The organism is Gardnerella sp. DNF01199S, assembly GCF_049244155.1.
Classification (GTDB): Bacteria; Actinomycetota; Actinomycetes; order Actinomycetales; family Bifidobacteriaceae; genus Bifidobacterium; species Bifidobacterium piotii.
The window spans coordinates 876685-903412 of sequence record NZ_CP058380.1 but is presented as its reverse complement, the minus strand read 5'-3'; the positions used below and the strand labels follow the sequence as shown (position 1 = coordinate 903412).

Below are 26728 nucleotides of genomic sequence, written 5' to 3'. Positions count from 1 at the left end.
TAAAACAAACATGAAAGGATTCTTAAATGCCAAACGCATATGAACAAGCTGGCGTTAGCGTAGAAGCTGGCTACGAGGTTGTGCGAAGAATAAAATCCCACGTAAATCGTACAAAAAGACCAGGCGTTATGGGCGGAATTGGCGGTTTTGGAGGCCTATTTGATTTAGCAAGCCTTGGATACAAAGACCCAGTGCTAATTTCTGGAACAGACGGAGTTGGCACAAAGCTTATGATTGCGCAAATGATGCAAAAGCATAATACGATTGGCATTGATTGCGTTGCTATGTGCGTAAACGATATTGCAGCTCAAGGCGCACAGCCTCTGTTCTTCCTTGATTACATTGCTTGCGGAAAAAACAATCCAGAAATACTTGAGCAAGTTGTTTCTGGCGTTGCAGACGGATGCGTGCAATCAGAAGCAGCATTAATTGGCGGAGAGACTGCAGAAATGCCAGGAATGTACGATCAAAGTGAGTACGATCTTGCGGGGTTTGCTGTAGGAGTTGCAGAAAGAGAAAACATTGTTGACGGAAGCAAAATACAAGCTGGAGACACTCTTATAGGACTTGCATCTTCGGGAGTGCACTCAAACGGATTCTCACTTGTTAGAAAAGCACTTTTTGATGTAGCTAATTACAACGTAAATAGTAAACCAGAAGAATTGTGTGGCAAATCTATTGGCGAAGTTCTTTTAGAGCCTACAAAAATCTACGTTAAATCATTAAAACCGCTTTTTGCTAATCATCTTATTAAAGGCGTAGCTCATATTACAGGCGGCGGATTTATAGAAAACATTCCAAGAATGTTTGCAAATAATCTTGCAGCACAAATCGACACAAAAAAGTGGCAAGTTCCTGCAATTTTCAACCTTATTGAAAAGTCGGGTAAAGTAGACCACTCAGAAATGTTCAACGTTTTTAACATGGGAATCGGAATGGTATTAGCAATTGATGCAAATAAAGCCGACGAAGCTATGCAAATCCTTAAAAACAATAATGAACAAGCGTATGTTATTGGCAAAATGATTAAACGCGAAAACGTTGCAGTTGAGTTGTTATAATTCACAAAATCTTAAAGCATAAAGGATTAAAGATGAAAGTTTTAGTTGTAGGCTCAGGCGCACGAGAACACGCAATCGCAGTTGCATTTTTAGCAAGTAAAAGCGTTAGCGAAGTCACAGTTGCTCCTGGAAACCCAGGCATGATTAAAAGCGGAATCAAAATTGAAAACATTAGCAAATCGGATCACAACGCTTTAATCGAATTTGTTAAGAACAACAACTACGACTTTGCTTTTATTGGCCCCGAAGTGCCTCTTATGAATGGCATTGTTGACGATTTTGAAGCTAATGGAATCCCAGCATTTGGCCCAAACAAGGCGGCTGCTCAAATTGAAGGATCTAAGGATTTTGCAAAGCAACTTATGCAAAGGCATAATATTCCAACAGCCGCCTACCAAACATTTAGCGAGCTAGAACCAGCGATCGAGTACGTTAAAAATCAAGGCGCTCCTATTGTTATTAAAGCAGACGGCTTGGCTGCTGGAAAAGGCGTAACAGTTGCCACTAGCGTTGATGAGGCGATCGCAGCTTTAGACGATATTTTTATAGACCATCGTTTTGGCAAAGCTGGAGCAAAAGTAGTTATAGAAGAGTTTTTAGAAGGCGAAGAATTCTCATTAATGAGTTTTGCTAACGGAACAGATTTTTGGGTTATGCCAATTTCTCAAGATCACAAGCGCGCTCATGATGGCGATACTGGCCCAAACACAGGCGGCATGGGAGCTTATAGCCCTGTTCCACAAATTAGCGATGACGTTGTAAAACAAGCGATTAATAAAATCGTACGCCCAACTTTGCAAGCTCTTGCAAGCGAAGGCACGCCTTTTACAGGAGTTTTGTACGCTGGATTGATTAACACATCGCATGGCGCAAAAGTCATAGAATTTAACGCTCGTTTTGGAGACCCAGAAACAGAGGTTGTTCTTCCAAGACTTACTAGCGACTTTGGCGAAGCCATTTTTAACATCTTGCATGGCAAAGAGCCAACATTTACTTGGGCTAAAAATGGCATAACTCTCGGCGTTGTGTTAGCAAGCAAAGGCTACCCTGGAAAGATTGTTACAGGAACACCTCTGCCACAAATCACTCTTAATAGTGCAGATCAAAATGTTTACTATTCCGGTGTTAAATTAGACGAAAACAATAATCTTGTAACGTCTTCTGGAAGAGTGGCACTTTTGCAAGTAAATGGCAAAAATGTTAAAGATGCTCAATCAAAAGCCTATAGCATATTAGACAATCTTAATCTTTCTAACATGTTTTATAGGCACGACATTGCGTCTAAAGCACTTAAAGCATTGAAAAATTAAAAACCAAGAAAGTTTGTGTTTTTAAGATAATGCTTTCCAGCTGTAATATCATATTGAATCAAACGGTAATCATGCAATAATTGCTTAGTTTCTTTGTTCATACTACTAGCAATCATTGGCTTTCCATTTGGATTCAAATAGATGGACTGACCTTGCGGGATCCTATCCCAACCTTGAATCTTATTTACAACAGGAGGCTCCATTGCACTAATCTTTTCGTGCAATCTTGTAAGGAATGCAAGATATGGCGAAACTTTAGAATTTGTGTGAGATGCCACTTGAGATATAAAGAAGTTTGGCGAAGAATAAGAATCTTTGACTTTATTCTTATTAGCATTATTATTTCTAGCATTATTATCACTAGAATTATCTTCTTTTTGCTTATTTTCTCTAGCTTTTTTATTTGACCAAATAAAATAATCCGTTAAATGCAAATCTAGAGAATTATTCTCATCGTCGCTAGCAGTACTATATATTCCAGGAAGATGATCACCATAAAATACAACAGTCACTGGCTTATTTATAGAATCTAAATCATTTAAGAACGCTTGAGTTGCTTTATCGGTGTAATTCACTCCCTTAGCGTATGTTTCAATCGAAGATATTTCCGAGCTTCCAAGCTTTGGCGAGCCAGGCTTTGAACTAGCCTTAAAATCATTGTTCTTATACCAATTCCTAAATGGCATATGATTTTGCATTGTGACTATTTGCACAAATTGGTTATTTTTACCAGAAGCGATTTTTTCAAACGCGCTTTTATACGCAGACTCGTCGCAAACATAAGGCGATTTATCAAGCATATTTTTGTGCGCAATAACATTAGGAGCTTCTAGCGAGTAGAACTTACTAAAACCAAACTTCTTATAGTTTGTTGAGCGCAAGTACATACTCGGCTCATACGGGTGGAATGCTATGGAATTAGATTCACTCCCCCAATACCTGTTAATTGTAGGAGTCCAAGAAGAATTTGGAACAAGTTGCTGATACGGGCTTGTAAGAGATGAGTTAAAGTTCACCATGCTCAATCCCGTAAGAGACATGTATTCAAGGTTTGCAGTTCCTCCGCCGTAGCCAGAAGAAAGCATTAATCCACTATCCGTTTTCTCTTTCACAGAACTTATAAACGGCATTGGATTCTTATTTAGTTGCAATCCAGGAACTCTTATTGGATTAGAGAATGATTCCGAAAGCACATAAACAACAGTATTATCGGAGATTTTTGATTTTCTAGAAGCGTTTATTTTCTTTGCTTCATTATTGTATTTTTCTAGCAAAGCGCTCATAGTTCGCTCACTGTAATCCGCAGGCTTATCCATAACCTTTGGGTTTACTTGCCTTAAAAATGCCACTAATGCGCCGTTTCTTTGAGCGTCGTAAACGGAGTCCCACATTGATGGCGTGTCTCCCATAAACTTAGCAAAATTGTTTGCGCTAGAATCAACAGTTCCAACTGTGCAAATATACCATCCAAAAGTCGCTAATAATGCTATTAAAGTTACAACACGAACCAAAATCGAAGTTCTTAAATTTGAAATAATAACAATTTTTCCATGATTAACATCTAGAACATGCAATAAAAGCGCAATAACCCAAGTTATTAGAACAGCAACAATAGAGCTAAAAATAACAGCATTTGCGTTGTCTGGAAGAAAAGATGCGATATTTCCAGTATTACTTTTTAAAAAGTTTAAGTCAGCTGGAAGAATCGTTTCGTATCGAACATTCACTTTCATATATTCAATAACAGAAACAATTATAGATGCGCTAATCAAAATAGCAGACGTAATCCAAAAACGATTTATGATTATTAGCAAAATACCATAAATCAACGCAAGAATAAGAAGATTAAGCACAAAAACAAAATTAAGCTTAAGCCACATTTTTGAGATTATGTTCCAAGCGCTTGCCGAAAGTGATGAAGTCATTTCTACTCGACCAGAACGCTGTACAGAAAGCTGCACAATCATAACCATTATTGCGCAAAAAGCAACAAACATAACGGAGTACGTCCAACGAGCAAACCTAATCTTAAAACGCTCAAATTGCTTAAAAATTGTAAGAGAATTGCTTAATGGCAATTTTGCACCCTTCTGATTTACGCCTAATGTTTAATGCATATTACGTTTATTACGTTCTTAACGCATGTATGTGTACGCATCCATTTACACATATATCTTAAGTATCGCTATCGTCATACAAAACAACCGTATAAAACTATGCATATTCATACTTTTGATGTATTGTAATATGTTCTATAGCATTTATCATTATAATAGATGACAAAATATAGAAAATTTTAAGGATTATATACTATATTTGCAATGGTTGTGTTTGTTATCTTCAATCTAGCGAGGTTTTAAGGAACAGTAAGAATGAAGCAATTTATTGCCACAATTAACTTAATGCACGGCATTCTACCTATAAGCATATTCGCAATATCTGGATTATGCTTAGCTGTTCTTTTAATTACAAAACCTAAAAAGTCTAAGTATTTTTCAAAACTCTTAACTCAATTAGGCTCAGCATTTTTATTTGCCATTATTTTTGGATTCATAACTTGGCTAATATCCGACGTTTTTCTTGTGTTTGGCGTAAGTCTTGGATGGCTTGTGATTTTTTCGATTGCAGGAGGATTTGCTGCCGTAGGCTTTGCTCTAAGTGCTGCAATAATTTCTAAAGGATGCAGAAGAGCTTTCGCTATTTTTTCGATTATCTTATTTGTTTTAGCAACAATGATTCGCGTAAATATGATTTACGGAGAATACACAACTATTGGATCTGTTTTTGGATTAGGAAATTACCCAAAGCTAGAAGAGCATAATAAACACAATGCCATTATGGAGATTAAAGATTGGAACTCACTAGCAGATCAGAAAAAACTGCCTAAAATGCCATCCAAAGGCATTAGCCGCTCTGTTAGAATTCCTGCAACGCAATCAAACTTCCGCGCTAGAATCGCAAATGTGTATCTTCCTCCAGCTGCGCTAACAAAATTTGCTCCAAAACTTCCTGTAATGGTTCTTCTTTCTGGACAGCCAGGAAGCCCTAATAGACTATTTGCTGCAAGCGAAATAGTGAACACTTTAGATGCTTACGCTAAAAAACACAATGGTTTAGCTCCGATTGTTGTTTCCCCAGACCAAAATGGCACTTCAACGCACAATTCACTTTGCGCAAACACAAAGGTTTATGGGAATGCTCAAACGTACCTAACTAAAGATGTTGTTAGCTGGATTCGCAAAAATCTTCCTGCAAGCACAAATCCAGCACTTTGGCTTATGGGAGGATTTTCTCAAGGTGGAACTTGCGCAACTCAAATAGTTCCAGCATATCCAAAGTTATTTGGAAACATGTATTCTGCTGGCGGAGAATTAGAGCCAACTTACAAGAATAAAAACGAAACAATAAACCGCTATTTTAACGGGAATCGCAAGGAATACGAAAAACATATTCCAGCAAACATAATGAGAAAAAACGCTCCATTAAATCAAAATTATTATTCAATAGCAGGAGCATGGGATCCAAAATCACAAATAAACCAATCCACTATTGCTGTGGCAGCACACAAAGCTGGAATAAGCGTTATAACAATGATTTCTAAAGGCTCAGGCCACGATTGGCATACGGTTCAAAGCGGATTAAAGGTTGCTATTGATCATCTTTGTAAAGACGCTGGAATAGCAAAGCATAATCCAGATTTAAGCTCTTATAGTAATATTCAAGTGGTTGTTAATCAGAAGGTGAGGCGATAAACATGCCAAACTTTTTATCAAAAAATCACAAGTCAACAGCAAAACATCATTTATCTATACTAAGTAATGATGTTAGAATCTGGCTGTCTCAGCGAGTTCTTGCAGTAAAAATCACTCTTGTATTTTTGCTTATAAACCTTTTACATTGGATTTTCCGTACCGTAATGCACATTTACACTTACGGTACAAACGCTACTCTTGCACAGTTTTTCTCGTACCATAAGCCAAAAATTGGCTCCCCATTCCTTTTTGGTCATAGAAACGTTCCTCAACTTTTGCTTAAACTGTTCCACTCGCTTTTCCTTGTAAACAGTTTTCCGTCTTTAGCTGTTAACGCTATTCTTTCTTTGGTTTTAATCGGATTAGCAGAAACAAGAATTGGAAAAATGCGTTTGCTTTTTGTTTCTGTATCTAGCACGCTTATTGGAACTTTGCTAGGACTAACACTAGTTGGCAATCTTTCTGCGATTATTCGCAATATGCATTGGATTACTAGAATACCAATTAGACTTTCGCCTTTTACTCTTTTTGTTGGCGCGTTTATGTCTGCAGCAACATGCGAATCAATCTTGTGGCGTAGACGAATGCTTGTTTTAGGCTATTCAATAACGTCTGCAATGCTTCTTTATAGTGGAAATCCTGGGGATTATTGCACGATTTTTGCAGCGATTTGTGGCCATATTATTGGCAATTTAATGAACAAGAACATCAAAACTAATACTACTAAAAGCGCAAGTTGGTGGCATGGAACAGACTACGAAATTAGGCGTCTTTTTTCAATAGCACAACTTATTATGGCACTAGGCCCTGTTCTTGCTCTATCTTCAAAATCACATGCTGGAATACTAACAACTCTAGGCTTGTTTATGTCTCCACAAATGGGCACAAAACCTTGGCTTGCAAGATGCATATCGAACTATAGTTCTAGCAGCTGTTTGCTTCATTCTGGATTGCAACACGCAACAATTGGCGGTCTTTGGATTCGTATTCTTTTGCCTATTGTTACTTTAATGATTATAGCTTGGGGACTTTTACGCGGAAGAAGGCTTGCAGCATATGCGGCTATAACAATTAATGGACTTACTGCAGTTTATGCAACTATGTATTTTGCGATTTTGCCATTAATCGCAGCTAAGCAAGCTATGATTTTCCACAAGAATAATGCAACTTCTATAGCGTTTATGCTCACTGCTCTGCCTCCACTATTAATCGCAATACTATTGTTTATAAACATAAAGCATTTTCCAAATCATAGCGATAAGTTTGAACGCAGAATTGGATTAGTTGCAATTGTTCTTGCACTATTTTCTACTGGAATAGGATATGTTTGCTTTGGATTAATTGCTCCAAATGAGTTTAAGCCTACAGCAGATTTGCATCATTTACTCCGTGACCTCCCAGGACGTTGGATGCCTATGGGATTTGGAACAAGATCTAACGCAATGCTTATGCCATTAACTCCACTTGCTTCTGCTATTACTCAATGCGTTGGAGTGCTTCTTTGGATTGTTCTTTTCGTTGTTTGCCTTATGTGGTTTAAGAACAAAGTTACAATTAACGAAGAAGATCGTAAAAAAGCAAGTCAATTAGTTCATTTTGGCGGAGACACAATGAGCTTTATGACTACTTGGCCAGACAATCACTATTGGTTCTCTAACACAGAACGCTCAGCAATAGCATATAGGCTTAAGTATGGAATTGCTTTAACATTAACAGGACCTTTTGGAGATAAAACAGAATATAAGAATGATTTGAAAGCGTTTATTCAACTTTGCGAGCAAAACTCTTGGTCTCCAGCTTTCTACGCTGTGCATGAGGAAGACCGCAAAAACCTAGAATCTCTTGGTTTTATGTCTATTAAAGTTGGAAGCGATATGCTTGTTTACCCTAAAGAATGGCAAACTCGTGGAAAAAAGTGGCAAGATATTCGTACCGCTATAAACAAAGCAAAACGCGATGGAATAACAGATGTTCTTAGCACATACAACGATGCTCCGTGGGAAATTCAACAACAGATTATTGAGATTTCGGAAGAGTGGGCAGAGCTTAAATCTCTTCCAGAGATGAAGTTTACTCTTGGCGGATTAGAAGAATTGCACGATCCTCGAGTGAAAATTTTGTATGCAATTGACAATAACGGCAAGGTTCTTGGCGTTACGAGCTGGATGCCTACTTATAGCAACAATCGCGTAATAGGGTGGACTCTTGATTTTATGAGGCACCGTACGGATAGTCCTAATGGAATTATGGAATTGCTTATTGCAAGAATGGCGGAACGCTTAAGAGATGAAGGACTTGAGAATCCAGAATCTGCTGTGGAATTTATGAGTCTTTCTGCTGCTCCTCTTGCTGGAATAACAGATATTTGCGACTCAAACGATTCTAGTACTTCAACTTCTTTGCAAAATGGAGCGAACACTGTTAATAACAATGACGATATAGAAAATAATGATAATGATGGCGTAGAACATGCACGAAATGACGTAAATCACCATGAATCTAACGAGATTATTGTTCATGCTCTAGAGATGATGTCCGACATTTTGGAACCAGCATACGGATTTAAGTCGTTGTACTTCTTTAAGAAAAAGTTCCAACCAACCAATAGTCCTGTGTACATATGCTATTTGGATTCTGCAAAGCTTGCGCAAATATCGCTAGCTGTTACAAGCTCCTATTTGCCAGAAACTAATCCTAAGCAAATTTTAGAAATGCTAAAAACACTTAAGAAAGACGCAAATCAAAAAAATCTCCGTTAATTTGCGTGCTATAGCTTGCATATTAACGGAGATTAAGTTCATTAAGAGTTTTAATAGAAATCTTAATTGTGCAACTAAGACTCCGATTCAACTTTTGAAGCGGAATCAGATTCGGCTGATTTAGCTGACTCGGTTGATTCGGAAGAATCATTGGAATCAGTGGATTCTGCCGACTTAGAGTCGCTGCATGCGGAATCAAACTTCTTACCGCGGAAAATAAATTCTCCAAGCAACCCTTCGCCTTCGGCATCCACCTCAACGCATTCGCCGTCTGTTAAATCGCCAAGCAAAATCTTCTCGCTAATAGCATCCTCGATGTCTCGCTGAATAACTCTACGCAATGGCCTTGCTCCAAGAAGCGGGTCAAAGCCCTTTTGTGCAAGAAGATTCTTAGCTTCATCTGTAAGCTCCAAAGCCATATGACGCTCAAACAAGCGGTCGTTCAAACGCTTAACATCTAAGTCAACAATTTGACGAACCTCTGGCTCAGTAAGCTGACGGAACACAATAGTATCGTCTAAACGGTTAAGGAACTCTGGGCGGAATTGACGCTTAAGCTCGGAATTAACTTGATCCTTCATACGCTGATAAGAAGCATCCGCGTTATTACCAAGGCTAAATCCTGTGTTTGCTGCCTTAGCAATATCTCGAGTACCAAGATTCGTAGTCAAGATAATAATAGTGTTCTTAAAATCAACTTTTCGGCCTTGACCATCTGTTAAGTGGCCATCATCCAAAACTTGCAACAATGTGTTGAAAATATCTGGATGCGCCTTCTCAATCTCGTCGAACAAAACCACAGAGAATGGCTTTCTGCGAACCTTCTCCGTAAGCTCGCCACCTTCCTCGTAGCCAACATATCCTGGAGGAGCGCCAAAAAGACGCGAAGCTGCATACTTTTCTGCAAACTCCGACATATCTACGCGAATAAGCGCATCGTCGTCGTCAAACAAGAACTGAGCCAAAGTCTTAGCAAGCTCCGTTTTACCAACACCAGTAGGGCCAGCAAAAATAAACGAGCCAGCAGGACGCTTTGGATCCTTCAAGCCCACTCGAGCACGACGAATCGAGCGAGAAAGCGCACAAACAGCCTCATCTTGACCAATAATGCGCTTATGCAGTTCTGCTTCCATGCCAAGCAGCTTTTTAGACTCTGCTTGCGTGAGCTTAACAACAGGAATACCAGTTGTATTAGAAACAACAGATGCAATCACATCTTCGTCTACAACCATATTCACATTGGATTCGCCTTCGCGCCAAGCTTGCTCTTTAATCTTACGATCTTCTTCAAGCTTCTCTTGCTCATCTCGCAAGTCGGCAGCTTTTTCAAAATCTTGATTCTTAATAGCTTCGTCTTTTTTATCGGAAAGCTTAGAAATCTTAGAATCAAGTTCTTTAAGCTCTGAAGGCTCTGTTAAGCGCTTAATTCGCAATCGAGCACCAGCTTCGTCAATCAAGTCAATCGCCTTATCTGGCAAATTGCGATCTTGAATGTATCGAGCAGACATTTCTGCTGCAGATTGCAAAGCACCATCCGTAATGGTTACATGATGATGATTCTCGTAACGCGCGCGCAAGCCCTTTAGAATTTCAATTGTCTCTGCAATAGAAGGCTCTTGAACCTGAATTGGCTGGAATCTGCGTTCCAAAGCCGCATCCTTTTCAATATACTTTCTATATTCATCTGTAGTTGTAGCGCCAATCGTTTGCATCTCGCCGCGCGCAAGCATAGGCTTAAGCATATCTGAAGCGCCCAAAGCGCCATCAGCAGCACCCGCGCCAACAATAGTGTGAATCTCGTCAATAAATAGAACAATATCTCCGCGAGTCTTAATCTCTTTAAGCACCTTCTTTAAGCGCTCTTCAAAATCACCACGGTAACGAGAGCCTGCAACCATTGAGCCAAGATCAAGAGAATAAACTTGCTTACCCTTTAAAGTTTCTGGAACATCTCCAGCAACAATCTTTTGTGCAAGACCTTCTACAACAGCTGTTTTACCAACGCCTGGCTCGCCAATAAGAACAGGATTATTCTTTGTTCTACGAGAAAGCACAACCATAACACGCTCAATTTCTTTAGAGCGTCCAATAACAGGGTCAAGCTTGCCTTGTTGAGCTTCGTTAGTAAGATTTCTTCCAAACTGATCTAAAAGAGCAGAACCAGACTGATTGCGTTTATCTTGAACTCCACCAGCATTTGCAAGATCGGCACCTTGACCGTCTGCTGGAATGCCAGAATTGCCACGAATCAAATCCATTGCCGTGCTACGAAGATCTCCTAAATCAACCTCCATTTTAATAAGCACTTGCGTTCCAACGCCTTCGCCTTCTCTAATAAGGCCTAAAAGAATATGCTCAGTACCAATATAACTATGACCAAGTTGCAAAGCTTCACGCAAACTAAGCTCAAGCACCTGCTTAGCATGCGGAGTAAAAGGTATGTGGCCATTAGGCGAAACAGTGCCCGTGCCAATCATCTCTTTTACTTGTTTGCGAGTACCGTCTAAATCTACGCCTTTTGCGCTCAAAGCTTTCGCTGCTATTCCTTCGCCTTCTCTAATAAGGCCTAAAAGAATATGCTCCGTACCAATGTAGTTATGCTGAAGAGCGCGCGCTTCTTCTTGCGCTAGCACAATAACACGCCGAGCGCGGTCAGTAAACCGTTCAAACATAATTGCCTTCCGTTTTTATCCTTGTTCCATGGTAACGAGTTGCCATGACTCTAGAGCAATGCTCTCTATAGAATCCGTGGGACTAATCGTTTGGTTGCGGATTATTATTTGAGTCAAAATTATCTTCAGATTCTGCATTATCTACGATTTGTGCACTGCTTTTTGATTCTGCAACATCTTCATATTGCAAACCACTATTATTATTTGCAATATCTTCACCCTCATTGCGCAAACCATCGTCATCATGCTCTTTACTATCTTGATTATTTTCATCCAAAACGCGCTTACGCCTTGACTTGCGATTTTCTTTGCTATCTTCAATCGCTTCTTCTATAAGCTCAACATCAGCACGTTCTTCTCTAGGCGTTTGAGGAACAATCTCAATGTGATAGTCGTCGTAAGCAGGCTCTGATTGAACCCAAAGCTGCGATGGCTCAGGAGGCGCTATTTCGGAATGTTCTCCGCATCCATGATCAAGCGCAACTACTCGCCCATCGTCTGGGCTCCACATATTTGCGCAAACTCCAAACATGTTTCCAAGACTTCCTGCAAGAGGAATCATAAATCCACATGACGAGCAAGCTTTTCCATCCGCAATCTTAGTAGAAAGCGACTTTGGTCCATGTTGACCCGCATACCATCTTTTTGCAGTTTGAGCTATAGCCTGAGCAGTCATAACTCTTTTTCGAGTTAAGCGGAAAGTTTCAACAGCATCTTCAAAATCTTCTTTTGACTCCCCATTCTCAAGATTTTCATCATCTTCTGCACTTGCGTTATCTGCATTATATGCGCTTTTGCTATCCGAACTATCTGAACTATCCGCGCTATTTTCGCTATTTTCGCTATTTGCATCGTTATTAGTGTTTTCACTATCTTTAGCGCATTGCGAACCATCTTCAGATGCATTATTTTCTTGAATACCATCAAGCTTAACTCCATCTTCAAGCCTGGAGTCATCTTCTGCAGTGCCGATTGAATCCATAACCGAAAGATCCGTAGGCCTAAGTCTATCTTTCCAAGGAACCCAAGGAGGAGGAAGTAACGAATCTTCAGTTGGAGCAAGACTAGACTCGTTAACAGTCCAACGACCAGCATCTTCATCATGATACAGCGTTACCGACCATTGCCAGCCTTCATAGCCAAGCATAGTGCAAGCAAAACGGAAATCAGTAACATTACTACCAAGATTCGTTTTGCCTACAAAATCGCCTACAGCGTTTTTGCGCTCCGAAGTTTCCACAGCAACTTCATAAGCAAGCTCCTGCGGATTTATTACTTCATCTTCCATAAAAAATCCTGTTAACTATTAATCTTGTACGTCAAAATTATCTGCTACAGCACGCAACAAATGAGCAAGCTTTTTAGATTCTGCACTAGATGGATAATGGCGTCTGCGCAAGCCGTTGCCAGCAGAGTCCAAAAGCTTAATAAGGTCTTCTACGATTGCAGCCATATCTTCTGCTTTTGGCCTTGTAGCTTTTACAAGCGAAGGAGCAGAAGCTACGAGTGTAAGTCCCATTGCTTGCGGGCCTTTGCGCCCTTCTATAACAGAAAATTCCACACGCATACCTTTACGCAATTCCTTTATTGACGATGGCAACGCAGAAGAAGGCAAAAATACATCCTTGCCATCTTCATCTACTATAAAGCCATATCCCTTTTGGGAATCATACCAACGAACACGCCCGTTGGGCATAACACACCTCACTCAAATTCACTAAACTTTATGCGAATCATCAATTCTACTACATCCATATAACTCTACAGATTCACACTTTTTTAATTGTAGCGCATGAATCTAGAACAACCTAAATAATCTAAGCAATCTTCTTGTTTTCAACATCACTAATAGAGCCACTTGTAAGCATTTTATTCGATTTATCTACATTACTTTCTTTGCTCGCATTATCGTTATTATCGTTATTATCGTTATTATCGTTATTATCGTTATTATCGTTATTATCGTTATTATCACTATTATCGTCAATAATAACTTTTGGCAACACAACTGTAAGAGTTAAACCGTGAGGCTTAGAATCCAAAGATTCATCTCCATTCATTGTTATGTCTGCAGAAATATCTGTAGCAAAATCATCTTGGCTAGTTCTATACGCACAAGACGTTGTTGCGCAAATCAAACCGCGATGAGCTTTAACAACAGATTGTGCAATAGACATGCCTAAGCCTGTACCGCCTTTTTCTCTAGCTCTAGAAGGATCAGCAATATAGAAACGCTCAAAAATATGAGGCAGCGATTCTTCTGGAACTCCAGGGCCGTGATCAACAACCCTTATAACAACATAAGAACTGCCAGCACCTGTTGATTGGCTAACTTCTGCAGCTTCCAAAAAGTCCTTAAGAGACTTAGAAACAGAGCTCATTTTTTGCAAAGCTTCTGGAGTAATCGAAGCTTTAAAAATTCCCATTCCGATTTCTACAGGAGAATCACTTGGAGTATAACGATGAATGTTGCCAACAATATTAGTAAGAACTTGACGCAACCTTGCTCCATCGCCCTTTATAGTAACGTTAGGAAGCGAGCCTGAAGTAAAAATAAACTTTCTATCAAGATTACAATTTGTAGGCTTAGAGCAATCCATTAGCTTTAAGTCGTCTGCTAAATACAATGTTCCTTGCTGCACAACTCTAACTTGATCAAGCGCGCGCAAATCATTAGCAGCATCTTTAAGAATTGGAGTTACATTAACAGTTTGAGAAACATTGATTCCTCGCCCCTCGTCGAATCGCGCTAGCGAAAGCAAATCTTCAACAAGCTCCGTCATTCTTTCGCTAGAAGCCTTAATGTGAGCAATGGAATCATCAGCCTTATCTTGCTGGCCAGCAACACCTCTCCACATGTAATACAATTCTGCATAACCGTGAATCGCAGCTAAAGGCGTTCTAAGCTCGTGACTTGCGTCCGAAACAAAACGTTTCATTTTTTCTGTCATTGCTTCTTGATCGTTAAAGCCTTGCTCAATTCTAGAAAGCATTGAATTTAAGCTTGCTGCCAAAGACCCAACTTCCGTGTTTTCTGGAGCAGAAGGAACTCGTCTGCTTAAATCTCCAGAAGCAATTTTAGAAGCTGTTTTTTCTATTCTTTTTAGCGGAACAAGAGTTGATTGAATAATCAAAGCAGACAAAACTGCACCAAGCAAAATAACAGTTATACTAACCATTAAACAATAGCGCGTAAGAGTATTTAGAGTATCCATTTGGTCGCTTAGAGAAAGCGCTATATAAACGTAACCTCTAACGCGCATTTCGGAGTTGTAACCACTGCGATTACCCCATGTAAGAACTAGTACGCGCCACGGCGACTGAGCAACCTTTGCAGTTGCTTCATCAACGCTTTTAAGGTCGCCATGAACAACAGCAGGAGATGTAAACGGCTTTCTTTTTATAACAACGCTGTTGATTTCTCCATCTTCTGGCAGCGTTGGCATAGAAACAACGTCTCCTTTAAGCGGAGGAACCAAAGGCGTTGTAATAATTTTGTTATTAGTGTCTCGAATTTGCAAGAAATAGTCATTTGGACCAACAGTTGGATCTTTTGAATCCTTTTTTCTAAGCAAATCAATATTGTCGTAAATAAGCTGGGCTTGATCTGCCAACTGAGCATCGGTTTTATCTAGCAAATAGCTTCCAACTAATTGCCTAATCGACAATGATATGCAAAATGCTGCAATAGTTAAAACTACAAGCGTACATGCCACTAATCGAGTGCTTAACGGTATTGCATCTAGATGTTTACGTATCCATTTTGCTGCTTTATGCTTTTTATTAGGATTATTGTTTTTGCTTTTATAATCCGCATTTGCATTAGCAACTTCTGGATTATAAATAGCGACTTCCGCAGACTTGCCACTATTCATAATCAGGCTTGACCCGCCTTTGGTACGCGAATCATGTAACCAATTCCACGCTTAGTTTCAATAAGTGGAACAACTTTCTCTATAGAGCCATCGTCATTCTTAATCTCAATACCGTCGATTTTCTTTCTAAGATAAGAAATATAGGATTCAACGATTGCTGCGTCTCCACCCCAATCGTATTGCCAAACGTGATTAAGAATCTGACTTTTAGACAACACTCTGCCTTCGTTATCCATTAAGTAATGCAAAAGCTTGTATTCCGTAGGACTTAGCTCGATTGGAACTCCAGCTCTAGAAACATCGTGCGAGTCCTCATTAATCTCTAAATCTGCAACGCGCACAACAGGGGTGTCTTCTTCTGGCTCTTGAGTTCTGCGCAAAATCGCACGAATTCTAGCAACTACTTCTTCTAGGCTAAAAGGTTTTGTAACGTAGTCATCTCCACCAACTGTTAAACCCATAATCTTATCTTGAGTATCATCTCTAGCTGTAAGAAACAGCACTGGCACTACCACACCATTTTGGCGGATTCGCCTTGTAACAGTAAACCCATCAATATCTGGTAGCATAACGTCCATAACAATAAGATCTGGATGAACGCGCTCTATAACCTCGATTGCTTCCGATCCAGAGGCAGCGGTTTCTACGTCAAATCCAGCAAAGTGCAACGATGCAACCAAAAGTTCACGAATTGAAGGTTCGTCATCGACCACAACAATAGATGCTTCTACATTCTTACCCATACTGTTTAGCATCACTTATAAAGCTGAATGTTTCCTGAGTGTTTCCTGGAAAAAATAATTTTATTTATGCGATGCGTGCCTACGCTTAGCTTTTCTAAATCCTAGTTTAACTTGCTTTAGCACATAATTTCTTCTATAAAGTACAATCGCAACAATTACAAACAATGCTGCAATCACAACAATCATAACAATAGTTGCAATAATACTTGTTGAAGGCGTAACCGCTGTTTTTTTAGCTCTAGAAATCTGCTTCATAAGCAAAATCGCAGACTTAGCCCAGTCAGCACCTTGCGCGTTAACTAATGGCCTGTAAGCTGCACCCGACAATAAGTCAACCGTTGTTTTTCTTTTAAGCCATTCATCGGAATTAGGCGAAACTGCAACAACAAGCCTTCCATCATGAGTAGCAATTGCTAAAAGAACAGTGTTTGGAGCTGGATTCGTGCTTGTCAATAAATCGCTAGCCCACTTTGATGGGTCTTTGCTGCCGCTAAAATTAGCTAAGTAAAGAAGGCGCACAGATACGCCTGTTTGCTTTTTTGTGCTAGCAATCATATCGGAAACTTTTGCAACGGAATCCCCTAGAAGATTTTCCGTATCTGTAATTGAATCAGTAGCAACAATGCCATAATTATTAGAACTTTTATTTGCTAGATCACCATTTTTTGATTCATCTTCCGCAAAAGCAATGCTTGCAAATAAAGCAATTTGGCTTAAAAACGCAAGCATTATAAGTGCGCATAAGCCTTTAACCACATTAGTAAAAAAATCTTTGTCATAATCGCTTAATGGCATATATTCATAATACCGTGTTTTTAGATTACAAGAAACAATAGCAAAATTGAGTTTTAGACGCATCTTTCTGTACAAACACATTCTATACAAGCATTAGAGAACACGGAAATAAAAAAAAAACATAGAAAAACGCATACATTTACAAACATTAAGGAGTAAAAATGGCACAATTTAGAGTAGACTCAGAGCAAATTCAGCAATCTGCCGCAGCAGTCGGATCTTCGATTAATGCGATTCGAGATGCAACAAATGGAATGTACGCAAATCTACAGCAATTACAAAGCGTGTGGACTGGCCCTGCTGCAACTCAGTTTGCAACAACCGCTGGGCAATGGCGTGCAGCACACCAACAAATGGAGCAATCTCTAGAGGCAATTCAATTAGCAATGCAAAATGTTTCTAACATTTACATGGATACAGAAGCACAAGCAACTTCCTTGTTTGCAATGAACTAAACAAAAGTCACAAATCACAAAAACAAAAACAAAAACAAACATGAGCGGCAAAGTCAAAACTTTACCGCTCATGTATTGATAACTAAACAGACTCAATCAAAGAGTTAATTTAATTTAGTAGCCCATCTCTGCGCCGCCTGCAGGAGCTGCAGCTGGCTTTTCTGGCTTATTTGCAACAACAGCTTCGGTTGTTAAGAACAAACCAGCAATAGAAGCAGCATTCTGTAGAGCAGAACGAGTTACCTTAACTGGGTCGGTAACGCCAGCAGCCATCAAATCTTCGTAAGCGTTGGTTGCAGCGTTAAAGCCTTGGCCTTCTGGAAGCTCGCGAACCTTGTTAAGAACAACATCTCCAGAAACACCGCTATTTTGAGCAATCTGCTTGATTGGAGCTTCTACAGCGCGGAACACGATTGCAGCGCCAGTAGCTTCTTCGCCCTTAAGATTTGCGACTTCGGCAGACTTCTCAACCTTTGCAGCAGCTTGAACAAGAGCAACGCCACCACCTGGGAGCAAGCCCTCTTCGATTGCAGCCTTAGCGTTACGCACTGCATCTTCAATGCGATGCTTGCGCTCCTTGGCTTCTACTTCTGTAGCAGCGCCAACCTTAATAACGGCAACTCCACCAGCAAGCTTTGCAAGACGCTCCTGAAGCTTTTCGCGATCGTAATCGGAATCGGTATTTTCGATTTCGCCGCGAATCTGAGCAACACGAGCCTCAACGTCTTCCTTAGAGCCAGCACCAGAAACAATAGTTGTTTCATCCTTAGAAACAATCACCTTAGATGCATGACCAAACACAGATGCATCGATAGAATCAAGCTTTAAGCCAAGGTCGTCAGAAACAACCTGAGCGCCAGTCAAAATTGCCATATCTTGCAACATTGCCTTGCGACGATCGCCAAAGCCTGGAGCCTTAACAGCTACAGTGTTGAAAGTGCCACGAATCTTGTTAAGAACAAGAGTTGGCAAAGCTTCGCCATCAACATCTTCCGCAATAATAAGCAATGGCTTACCAGACTTCATAACAAGTTCTGCAACATGAACAATGTCTTGCTGGCTAGAAACCTTGCCAGAAGTGAGCAAAATGTATGGATCTTCCAAAACAGCAGTCTGATCTTCTGCGTTAGTTACAAAGTAAGGAGAAATGTAACCCTTATCAAAGCGCATGCCTTCTGTAAAGTCCAAATCAAGACCAAACTTGTTGTTGTCTTCAACAGTAACAACGCCGTCTTGACCAACCTTATCTAGAGCTTCTGCAATCTTTTCGCCAACTTCTGGGTCGGCAGCAGAAATCGTAGCAGTAGCAGCGATTTGATCCTTTGTTTCAACATCTTTAGCAGACGCAAGCAATTCCTTAACAATTGCTTCGGAAGCTTTTTCAATGCCGCGGCGAAGAGCAATTGGATTGCTACCAGCAACAACGTTCTTTAAGCCTTCGTGCACCAAAGACTGAGCCAAAACAGTAGCGGTTGTAGTGCCGTCGCCTGCAACGTCATCAGTCTTCTTAGCAACTTCCTTAACTAATTCAGCACCAATACGCTCGTATGGGTCTTCAAGGTCAATCTCTTTAGCGATTGAAACGCCATCATTAGTGATTGTTGGAGCGCCGTAAGACTTATCTAGAACTACGTTACGACCCTTTGGTCCAAGAGTGACCTTTACTGTATTTGCAAGCTTATCAAGACCAGCAAGCATACCCTGGCGGGCATCCTCTTCATAGGCAATAATCTTTGCCATTATTCCTCCACATAAATTAACTATGGACACTCACTCATGCTTCTTTTAGCTAATCAACCGTCAGCTGTTGACTAAACCGTTAAACTGAGTGCTAAATGAAGATTAGCACTCTACATGCCCGAGTGCCAACTATAATCAAAAATCTATAGAAAAAATCTATAGTATAAAATCAAAAATAGCCAATCAAAAAGCCACTTATTGTAGTTTTTCAATTGACTATTTAAGTATTTATTTATTAATCAAATTTATTACATCACTTGTTGCGTCACTTATTTAATGCACTCGCACATATGCAATCGCACACATGCAATCTAATTGCACATTTACTTGCACAAAACAACAACAATAGTGGTTGCTATTTGATTTGCAGGCTCAACATTGCTAATTCCAAGCGTCTTAGCAATATCTTCAGCAGCAGATCGATTCTCGTCTCCCTTATACCAAACAACGGAATCAGCAGGAACGTTTCCAGAAGGATTTGCAGCTTCTACGCTTGCATAGCCTGCTTGCTTAAGCTTTGCTGCTTCTTGAGCCGCATGACCCTGAATCTTTGTTGCGTTAACAACTCTTACTGGAACAGTCTTGTTAATAGGTTGTTCAGAAGAATTTGAGTTGCTTGCATTATTGTCTTTAGAATCCTTAGAGCTATTATCATTTTTATCTGTTTTGTTTGACTTATCTTCTTTTACTGGATCTCTATCTTCGTCTGAATCGTCATTAGCATTATCAGACTTGCTCTTGCGCTCATCAATCTTACCGCTCTTAACGTTAGAAGACTTAGCAGTTGTTGACTGATTTGCACTCCAAGGCAAACGAATATTGTTGATTTCTCCAGACATAATAGCCCATGCAAAAACGCCTAAAATAACAGCCATAGCTATGACTATTACATACGGGAGCAATACAGCATACCAAGAGCGATTTCCGCGATGAACACCAACAGGACCTTCTGGTGGATTATCAAAAGCATCTGGCGTAAACGACACGTTCTGCTTATGCGCCATAATTGCATCCCTTCTAAAAACTATCTAAACAATATGAATCCATATTAGCGAATGCCGCGCACAAAGCGTAAAAAATTTATTTATTTTTATATTTGATTTTGGATTTATCACCCTTGTTTTAGAGTTGATAAACATGAATATTAAGCAGCGAAAATCTTTACACGAACTAATAGACCCAGATTGGGCAAATGCTCTTGAGCCAGTTGAGCCGCAAATCCACAAAATGGGAGACTTCTTACGCGAAGAGATGGCATGCGGAAGACGATTTTTGCCAGAAAGTCATAATATTCTTAGAGCTTTTACTATTCCATTTAATCAAATAAAAGTTCTTATTGTTGGTCAAGACCCATACCCTACTCCAGGCCACCCCGTTGGTCTTAGTTTTTGTGTGGATGCTCGCGTTAAACCTTTACCTAAAAGTCTGACTAATATTTACAAAGAATTAGTTAGCGACTTAAATGTTCCAATGCCTAAAAATGGTGATTTAACACCTTGGACTAAGCAAGGCGTAATGCTTTTGAACAGATGCCTTAGCGTAGAAGCTGGAAAAGCTAATAGCCATCAAGGAAAAGGTTGGGAACAAATCACAGATGCAGCAATAACAGCATTAAATAATCGTAAAGATGCTAATGGCAAACCACTTCCACTTGTGGCTATTCTTTGGGGCAGAAACGCTCAAAGCCTAGCACCTCTTCTTACAAATGCAATAATTATTCAATCCCCTCATCCAAGCCCACTTTCTGCTTCAAGAGGATTTTTTGGATCAAAGCCATTTTCTAGAGCAAATCAAGCATTAATATCTCTAGGCGCAACACCAATTGACTGGAGTTTATAGAAATCTAAAGCACATAGCAAGATGAAGTTTATAGAAAAACGAGTAAAGACTTGCCAAAAATAGAAACTAAAAACATCTAAGGTAGCGCATATCGGTTAAAATAAAACGCATGGCATTATTCCCTCCACAACCAAATAGTCAAAATAATAGCGAAAATACTGGTGTTTTCTCTCTTCCACCTCAACCGCGCATACCTGCTTCTAATGGTGTTGCTTCTAGCACAATAGACGAAGTAAATCAGCCAATATCTGCAGGCGTGTCTAACGAAAGCATTAAAAAAGCACAGCAAATAGCTGCCATTCTTCGCTCCAGATTCACGCAAACGCTTGTAGGCCAAGATTCACTTAGAGAATCACTTATTTTGACGCTTATTGCTGGAGGCCACATTCTTATTGAATCAGTTCCAGGACTTGCAAAAACAACTGCCGCGCAAACTCTTGCAACAGCTATGTCTGGAAGTTTTAAGCGAATTCAATGCACTCCTGATTTAATGCCAGCAGACTTAGTTGGAACACAAGTTTTTGACTTTGCTTCTCAAAGATTTACCACACAAATCGGCCCTATTCACGCAAACGTGATTCTTCTAGACGAAATCAATCGTTCTAACGCAAAAACACAATCCGCTATGCTAGAAGCAATGGCCGAAGGCTCAACAACAATCGGCGGAGAACGCATTAATCTGCCTCAGCCTTTTATGGTTATTGCTACGCAAAATCCTATTGAAGAAGAAGGCATATTTAATCTTCCAGAAGCTCAAATGGATCGTTTTATGCTTAAGGCAGTTATGACTTATCCTTCACCTAGCGAAGAAGTAAGTATGCTAGAGCTTCTAACAAACAGAGGAAGTGACGTTTTTAATCCTCAAACGCTTAATAGTCAAAAAATAAGTTTGCAAGATGTTACTTTTTTGCGCGCAGCTGCTAAGCGAGTGCATGTTTCGGAAGCTGTTATGAACTATGCTGTAGATATTGTTGCAACTTCTAGAGGCCAAGGAAGTCATCCTCTTAAAACTATTTCTTCGCTAGTTAGAATGGGAGCAAGCCCTAGAGCTTCTATTGCTTTGATCCGCATTGGTCAAGCTCAAGCTTTGCTTTCTGGAAGAGATTACGTTATTCCAGAAGATGTTAAAAAGTTTGCTCACGAAGTTCTTAGACACAGAATTCTTTTGACTTTTGAAGCTTTAGCGGATTCGATTACTAGCGATCAAGTTATTGATGCAATAGTGAAGACGGTTCCTGCACCATGATTTTTGCAAAACTGATTAACTCTTATTCTCATCCAACTTTTGTTGCTAATAATGCTAAAAGAAGTTTGCTATGCTCCGATTCGTCTAAAAAAGTTAGAAGAAAAATCGAAGTATTAGACAATCGCCTAAATTTGCCACTTGCAAAAAAATCTTTAAGCATTTTCGAAGGAGAACATCCTTCTAGTCAAAAATTTGGCAATGGCGACTTAGTAGACGTTCACGCGTGGCAGCCTGGAGACGAAGCCAGAATGATTAATTGGAAAGCCAGCGCAAGAGTTGGCGAGCCAATGGTTTCTTCCAGGCAGCGCGAATCTTCTTCTAAAACTTGGATTCTTGTGGATTCTAGCTTAAACATGAATGCCTCTTGCGCATCTAAAAGCAATGAGTACTTATATGAGACTGCTTCTAACACAGCATGCTTTTTTGCGTCTTTAAGCTTAAAACGCAATGACTCGCTTGATTGCACTTTATTTGATGGAGATAATATTTTAAGAATCCCATCTTGCAGGAATCTTCCTGATTTTGAACGTAGCTTAGATATTTCACTATGCAACGCACGTAAAAATCCTAGAAACACAAATGCAATTATTGATTTTGCTAATTCGATTACTCAAAAACACAGTTTAATCGTAATAATTACGGACGAATACGCTATTTTGCAAAAGCATTTTAATGATTTACAAAAAATCGCAAGTTTACATTCTTTAATAGTTGTAACAATAAATCCCGTGAATCCATTTAGTGCGTCTAAAAATATTCCAATAGTTGACGGAACAACTATGCGCAAAATACCAGCATTTTTAATAGACGATTCATGCTCTAAGGAAGTAAAAGCGCATAGAGCATTTGTAAACAACGCTTTACACGAGTGCTTAAATACTTCTAAAGCTTGCCTTATACGAGGGTCTTCCAGCAACCAAATATTTCATTCTTTAGCTAAATTTATTTGCAACGCAACTTTGCAAAATAGCGTTTTTAATGTTAAGAAGAATCAAGATTTACTCTTGGAGTAGTTTGGGTTGGTGTAATCAGTGAGTATTCTTAATGTTCAAAAGGTTTTAAACGACGAAACAATGCTTCTTGCTTTTATTGGTTTAAGCATAATAGTGGCACTTTGTGCAAGCGCAATGCTCTATTTTGCTATATGCAAAATCAATCCTAAAGTTAATGATAAAAAAGATGTAAAGAATGCTGCGCATACTCTAAATGCAAATAAGCAAGAATGGCGTAAAAAAATCGAGCAAGTTGTTAGCGACTATAATCAAAAAAAGATTAAAAAAGATCAAGCTTTTGCAAAATTAGCTCAAATTGCAAGACAATATGTTTCGATAATCAGTGGCGAAAACATTAAATCACACACTCTTTCAGACATAAGTTCGCTTAGAAATTCTTGGAAGAACACGCATGGAGCAGACTTATTGCGCCAAACTATTGCAGCACTATACCCTACTGAATTTGCAGATACTAAATATAATAATCAAGCTAAAAATACGGATGTTGATCAAGGCGCAAGGTGGGTTCTTGTTCTTCTTGAAAGTTGGAAAACAAAAGAAAACAAGCCAAAGGAGAATAAAAAATGACATTCTCCAATTTAACCACATGCACTTTGGCAATACCTAATTTAGAAATGAGCAAAATATTTGCTTCTGCACTATTTTCAATGCGATTAAAATGGCCACTAATCTTTGTTTTTGGCATTTTAATAAGCGTAATCGTTGCAATATCAGCGTTTGCAATAAGTGAGATTAAAAAACGTAATTCTAAAAACTACAAAATTAAATCTTCCAAAATACTAGAAACAAGCTTTTTAACGTCTTTTTCTTTAGACGAAGACCTTAAAGGAAGCATATGCTCAAGAAGATGGCGATTATGGAATATTTTGCGAAGAACATGTGCTTTAATGCTTTCTCTTACGCTTTTATGCACACTCGCTATTAGCGCAAGGCCTTCTAGAGTTTTAGACGCAAACGAGCAATCGAGTTCTAGAGATATTGTGCTTTGCTTAGACGTTTCTGGCTCCACTCTTCCCTACGATTTAGAAGTTATTAACGCTTACTTAAAATTTGTTGAGCATTTTCAAGGCGAGCGCATTGGCTTGAGTATTTTTAACTCAACATCTAGAACTGTTTTTCCACTAACAGACGATTATTCGCTTGTTAAAAAGCAATTGCAATACGCTTCTAAACTCTTGGACGGAGTTCAAACTCAAGACAAAATCGACAATATGCAACAAAAGCAATATCAGCAAATTTCTACATGGCTTGATGGAACTCAAAATCGGAAAGAAGCAACATCTTTAATCGGAGATGGTCTTGTTAGTTGTGCTGCAATGATTCCTGGAGTTGTATACGGCTCTTCTAACAATTCTAAAAAGCCTCATAATCGCCTTAATCGTAGTGCTTCTATTGTTTTAGCAACAGACAATGTTGTTTCCGGAAAGCCGTCTTATTCACTTAAAGCAGCTTTAGACTTAACAAAACAAGCGAATATTCAAGTTGACGGATTGTATTCTGGGTCTGCTCAAACCGAAAACGAGGCAACCACTAGGCAAATGCGTGATCTAATTACTCAAAACGGAGGCATTTTCTTAACGCAACATAACGCTGATTCTGTAATGGCTTTGGTTCGTAAAATCGAGCAGCAACATACGAGTATTCCAAATGATTCATCTCAATCAGCTTTAAGCGATGACCCTAGTATTGCAACAATTTTGGCGGTTATTTTTGTGTCTCTTTGGCTTATTTTTGCAAGAAGGATAAAACGATGAGAATATATTTTAGTTGGATTTCGTTAATCTTAATTGCAATTCTTGCTGTTTTAGCACTATTTGAGATTTTCCCGCTAAAACGCAACTCTTATAACACAGATGAAACTATTTATATGCGTGTTCGCAGAGTTTTAATATGCGTTTTGCTTGCGATTTGCGCATTATGCCCTTATGTTATGAAAAGTACCTTGCAACGCTCTCTTAATGCTACAAACGTAATATTTGTTTTAGACGTTACTGGCTCTATGAACGTTAATGATTCTAAAGACTTAAATAACAATCTCACTACTAGATTTAACAGTGCAAAGCAAATAATAAAGCAAGTGACGAATAATTACGCAAACGCAAGCTTTAGCGCAATCAGATTTGGAGCGTCTTCTAGTGTTGACGTTCCTCTAACTCCAGACGCAAATGCCATTGAAAATTGGGTTAACACTATTAACACAGAGCCTGTTGGAGTTTCAAATGGAACTAGCTTAGACGCGCCTTTAGATAAAACTCTTCTTGCCACTAAAGCAATTCACGACGCTCATCCGCAAGATGTTACTGTTTTGTATTTGATTAGCGATGGCGAAGAAACTACTAGCAGAAAGCGAAGAACATTCTCATCTTTGCGCGGCTACATAAATCATGCTTACGTAATTGGTGTTGGCTCTAAAAATGGCGGAAAAATACCAAATAAAAGCACTAAGTTAGATAATTTAGACGATATTAATGTAACTGATTCTTCTATAAAACAGTCTGAAAAATGGGTTATTGACCCTTCTACAAAAAAGCCTGGAATATCTAAAATGGATTCAAAAAATCTTAAGAATATTGCAGACGAGCTTAGCGGAAAATATATTGATTCTAGTAAAGACCATTCTATTGGCATAGAAGCAAAGCAAATTCTTTCTAAGCAATGGAGACAAAACAACACTGTTAAACCAAGGATTAGGCCGTATCCAATCGTTTGGCCGTTTGCTATTCTTGCAAGTGTATTAATTCTTTGGGAATTGGCATGCTGGATTACAAAGTCGAGGAAGCTTATATGATTAGCAAAATCACACCTAAGTCGTTCCTAAGATTTTCTATTATTGCAATATCTTCTATTGTTATATTTCTATGCATGGTATCAATCTATTTAATTGCAACTAATCTTAAAGCAGAATCAACGTATAATGCTGCTACAAAAAGTCTTATAAACAACATAAAAGCATCGAAGAAGGTTGATGCAGATAAAGAAACGTTGGTTGTATCTCAAAAACAGGTTGATGACCAATTTAACGAAGCAAAATCGCCTTACACAATTTTAATGCCACACTTATTAAAGAGCATTAATCATAACGCAATAATATCTAAAGAGCTTACTAAAAGCTTGCAAAACCAGCTTAACCAAGATAAAAAAGATACGGATTCTAATGCGCAAACAAGCCAAAATAATCGCAAAAATATGCCTAACAAAGCGCAAGAAAAATCTAATAAATCAAGCTTAAGCAATTCTCAAAAAAGTAAGATTCAAGACTTGCTAAAGCAAAATAATCAAAGCGATTCTAGCCAAAATTCGCAAAATCAATCAGATCAAAATAGCGATGATTCCACTAAAGACGAATCAAACAAGAATGAAAAAACTAAGTCTTCTAAAAAAGAAGATTCCAGTAATAAGCCTTGGTAGATTGCGATAAAAATAAAATCAAAATAAAAAATAAATCAAAAACACAAAATCCTTATATTT

The 26728-nt window shown here is 39.0% G+C and carries 21 protein-coding genes; 12 read left to right on the top strand and 9 right to left on the bottom strand.

All coding sequences use genetic code 11. The annotated features are described in order from the left end of the window. Positions 1-26: 26 nt before the first annotated feature. Complete coding sequence (gene purM, locus HXT45_RS03540) at positions 27-1061, top strand: phosphoribosylformylglycinamidine cyclo-ligase (protein ID WP_421781267.1); 1035 nt, start codon at positions 27-29, stop codon at positions 1059-1061. Positions 1062-1093: 32 nt separating this feature from the next. Then, on the top strand, positions 1094-2371 hold the full coding sequence (gene purD, locus HXT45_RS03535) for a phosphoribosylamine--glycine ligase (protein ID WP_421781265.1): 1278 nt from the start codon (positions 1094-1096) through the stop codon (positions 2369-2371). On the opposite strand, the gene HXT45_RS03530 is transcribed toward purD, so the two are convergent. Then, the gene (locus tag HXT45_RS03530) at positions 2368-4449 is read right to left on the bottom strand and encodes an LTA synthase family protein (RefSeq protein WP_248901163.1); all 2082 of its coding nucleotides are present in this window, start codon (positions 4447-4449) and stop codon (positions 2368-2370) included. The two genes, purD and HXT45_RS03530, sit on opposite strands and share 4 nt — an antisense overlap. Positions 4450-4743: 294 nt before the next feature. On the opposite strand from HXT45_RS03530, the gene HXT45_RS03525 reads away from it, so the two are divergent. Together HXT45_RS03525 and HXT45_RS03520 are read left to right on the top strand one after the other, a co-directional pair. Further along, complete coding sequence (locus tag HXT45_RS03525; RefSeq protein WP_004133205.1) at positions 4744-6123, top strand: alpha/beta hydrolase-fold protein; 1380 nt, start codon at positions 4744-4746, stop codon at positions 6121-6123. 2 nt (positions 6124-6125) lie between these two features. Next, on the top strand, positions 6126-8882 hold the full coding sequence (locus HXT45_RS03520) for a bifunctional lysylphosphatidylglycerol flippase/synthetase MprF (RefSeq protein ID WP_128831768.1): 2757 nt from the start codon (positions 6126-6128) through the stop codon (positions 8880-8882). A gap of 74 nt (positions 8883-8956) precedes the next feature. Here HXT45_RS03520 and HXT45_RS03515 read toward each other — a convergent pair whose 3' ends face one another. From HXT45_RS03515 to HXT45_RS03490, 6 genes are all read right to left on the bottom strand, one after another. After that, positions 8957-11554 carry an ATP-dependent Clp protease ATP-binding subunit gene (locus HXT45_RS03515; protein ID WP_421781262.1) on the bottom strand — a complete coding sequence of 866 codons (2598 nt, stop codon included), beginning with the start codon at positions 11552-11554 and terminating at the stop codon, positions 8957-8959. 82 nt (positions 11555-11636) lie between these two features. Beyond that, positions 11637-12842 carry a DUF3027 domain-containing protein gene (locus HXT45_RS03510; RefSeq protein WP_128814089.1) on the bottom strand — a complete coding sequence of 402 codons (1206 nt, stop codon included), beginning with the start codon at positions 12840-12842 and terminating at the stop codon, positions 11637-11639. 18 nt (positions 12843-12860) lie between these two features. Then, entirely contained in the window at positions 12861-13250 is a 390-nt protein-coding gene (locus tag HXT45_RS03505; RefSeq protein ID WP_115793912.1) for a cold-shock protein, read from the bottom strand. Between the two features lie 121 nt (positions 13251-13371). After that, positions 13372-15429, bottom strand: a complete 2058-nt coding sequence (locus HXT45_RS03500) for a sensor histidine kinase (protein ID WP_421781259.1) — start codon at positions 15427-15429, stop codon at positions 13372-13374. A 2-nt stretch (positions 15430-15431) separates the two neighbouring features. Next, the gene (locus tag HXT45_RS03495) at positions 15432-16172 is read right to left on the bottom strand and encodes a response regulator transcription factor (RefSeq protein ID WP_004130734.1); all 741 of its coding nucleotides are present in this window, start codon (positions 16170-16172) and stop codon (positions 15432-15434) included. Between the two features lie 60 nt (positions 16173-16232). Next, positions 16233-16967: a hypothetical protein gene (locus HXT45_RS03490; protein WP_421781257.1), complete on the bottom strand. Its 735-nt coding sequence runs from the start codon at positions 16965-16967 to the stop codon at positions 16233-16235. 161 nt (positions 16968-17128) lie between these two features. Here HXT45_RS03490 and HXT45_RS03485 point away from each other — a divergent pair, with 161 nt between their 5' ends. Continuing rightward, positions 17129-17422, top strand: coding sequence for a WXG100 family type VII secretion target (locus HXT45_RS03485; protein WP_101889275.1), 294 nt, complete (start codon positions 17129-17131; stop codon positions 17420-17422). A 114-nt stretch (positions 17423-17536) separates the two neighbouring features. Here HXT45_RS03485 and groL read toward each other — a convergent pair whose 3' ends face one another. Both groL and HXT45_RS03475 read right to left on the bottom strand, forming a co-directional pair. Then, positions 17537-19162 (bottom strand): chaperonin GroEL, encoded by a 1626-nt coding sequence (gene groL, locus HXT45_RS03480; protein WP_004133211.1) that lies wholly within the window; start codon positions 19160-19162, stop codon positions 17537-17539. A gap of 323 nt (positions 19163-19485) precedes the next feature. Further along, positions 19486-20166 carry a LytR C-terminal domain-containing protein gene (locus HXT45_RS03475; protein ID WP_421781255.1) on the bottom strand — a complete coding sequence of 227 codons (681 nt, stop codon included), beginning with the start codon at positions 20164-20166 and terminating at the stop codon, positions 19486-19488. A gap of 133 nt (positions 20167-20299) precedes the next feature. On the opposite strand from HXT45_RS03475, the gene HXT45_RS03470 reads away from it, so the two are divergent. From HXT45_RS03470 to HXT45_RS03440, 7 genes are all read left to right on the top strand, one after another. Beyond that, a complete protein-coding gene (locus tag HXT45_RS03470) occupies positions 20300-21001 on the top strand; it encodes a uracil-DNA glycosylase (RefSeq protein ID WP_004133214.1) in 702 nt (233 codons plus the stop codon). Between the two features lie 109 nt (positions 21002-21110). Next, positions 21111-22247, top strand: a complete 1137-nt coding sequence (locus HXT45_RS03465) for an AAA family ATPase (protein ID WP_421781253.1) — start codon at positions 21111-21113, stop codon at positions 22245-22247. Continuing rightward, positions 22244-23260, top strand: a complete 1017-nt coding sequence (locus HXT45_RS03460; protein WP_421781251.1) for a DUF58 domain-containing protein — start codon at positions 22244-22246, stop codon at positions 23258-23260. The genes HXT45_RS03465 and HXT45_RS03460 overlap by 4 nt, the downstream gene beginning before the upstream one ends. Positions 23261-23278: 18 nt before the next feature. After that, on the top strand, positions 23279-23827 hold the full coding sequence (locus HXT45_RS03455; protein ID WP_421781249.1) for a hypothetical protein: 549 nt from the start codon (positions 23279-23281) through the stop codon (positions 23825-23827). Beyond that, the gene (locus HXT45_RS03450) at positions 23824-25014 is read left to right on the top strand and encodes a vWA domain-containing protein (RefSeq protein ID WP_421781247.1); all 1191 of its coding nucleotides are present in this window, start codon (positions 23824-23826) and stop codon (positions 25012-25014) included. The genes HXT45_RS03455 and HXT45_RS03450 overlap by 4 nt, the downstream gene beginning before the upstream one ends. Beyond that, positions 25011-26048 (top strand): vWA domain-containing protein, encoded by a 1038-nt coding sequence (locus HXT45_RS03445; protein ID WP_421781245.1) that lies wholly within the window; start codon positions 25011-25013, stop codon positions 26046-26048. Before HXT45_RS03450 ends, HXT45_RS03445 begins: the two co-directional genes overlap by 4 nt. Then, positions 26045-26668: a DUF6466 family protein gene (locus HXT45_RS03440; protein WP_421781243.1), complete on the top strand. Its 624-nt coding sequence runs from the start codon at positions 26045-26047 to the stop codon at positions 26666-26668. Before HXT45_RS03445 ends, HXT45_RS03440 begins: the two co-directional genes overlap by 4 nt. Positions 26669-26728: the final 60 nt, after the last annotated feature.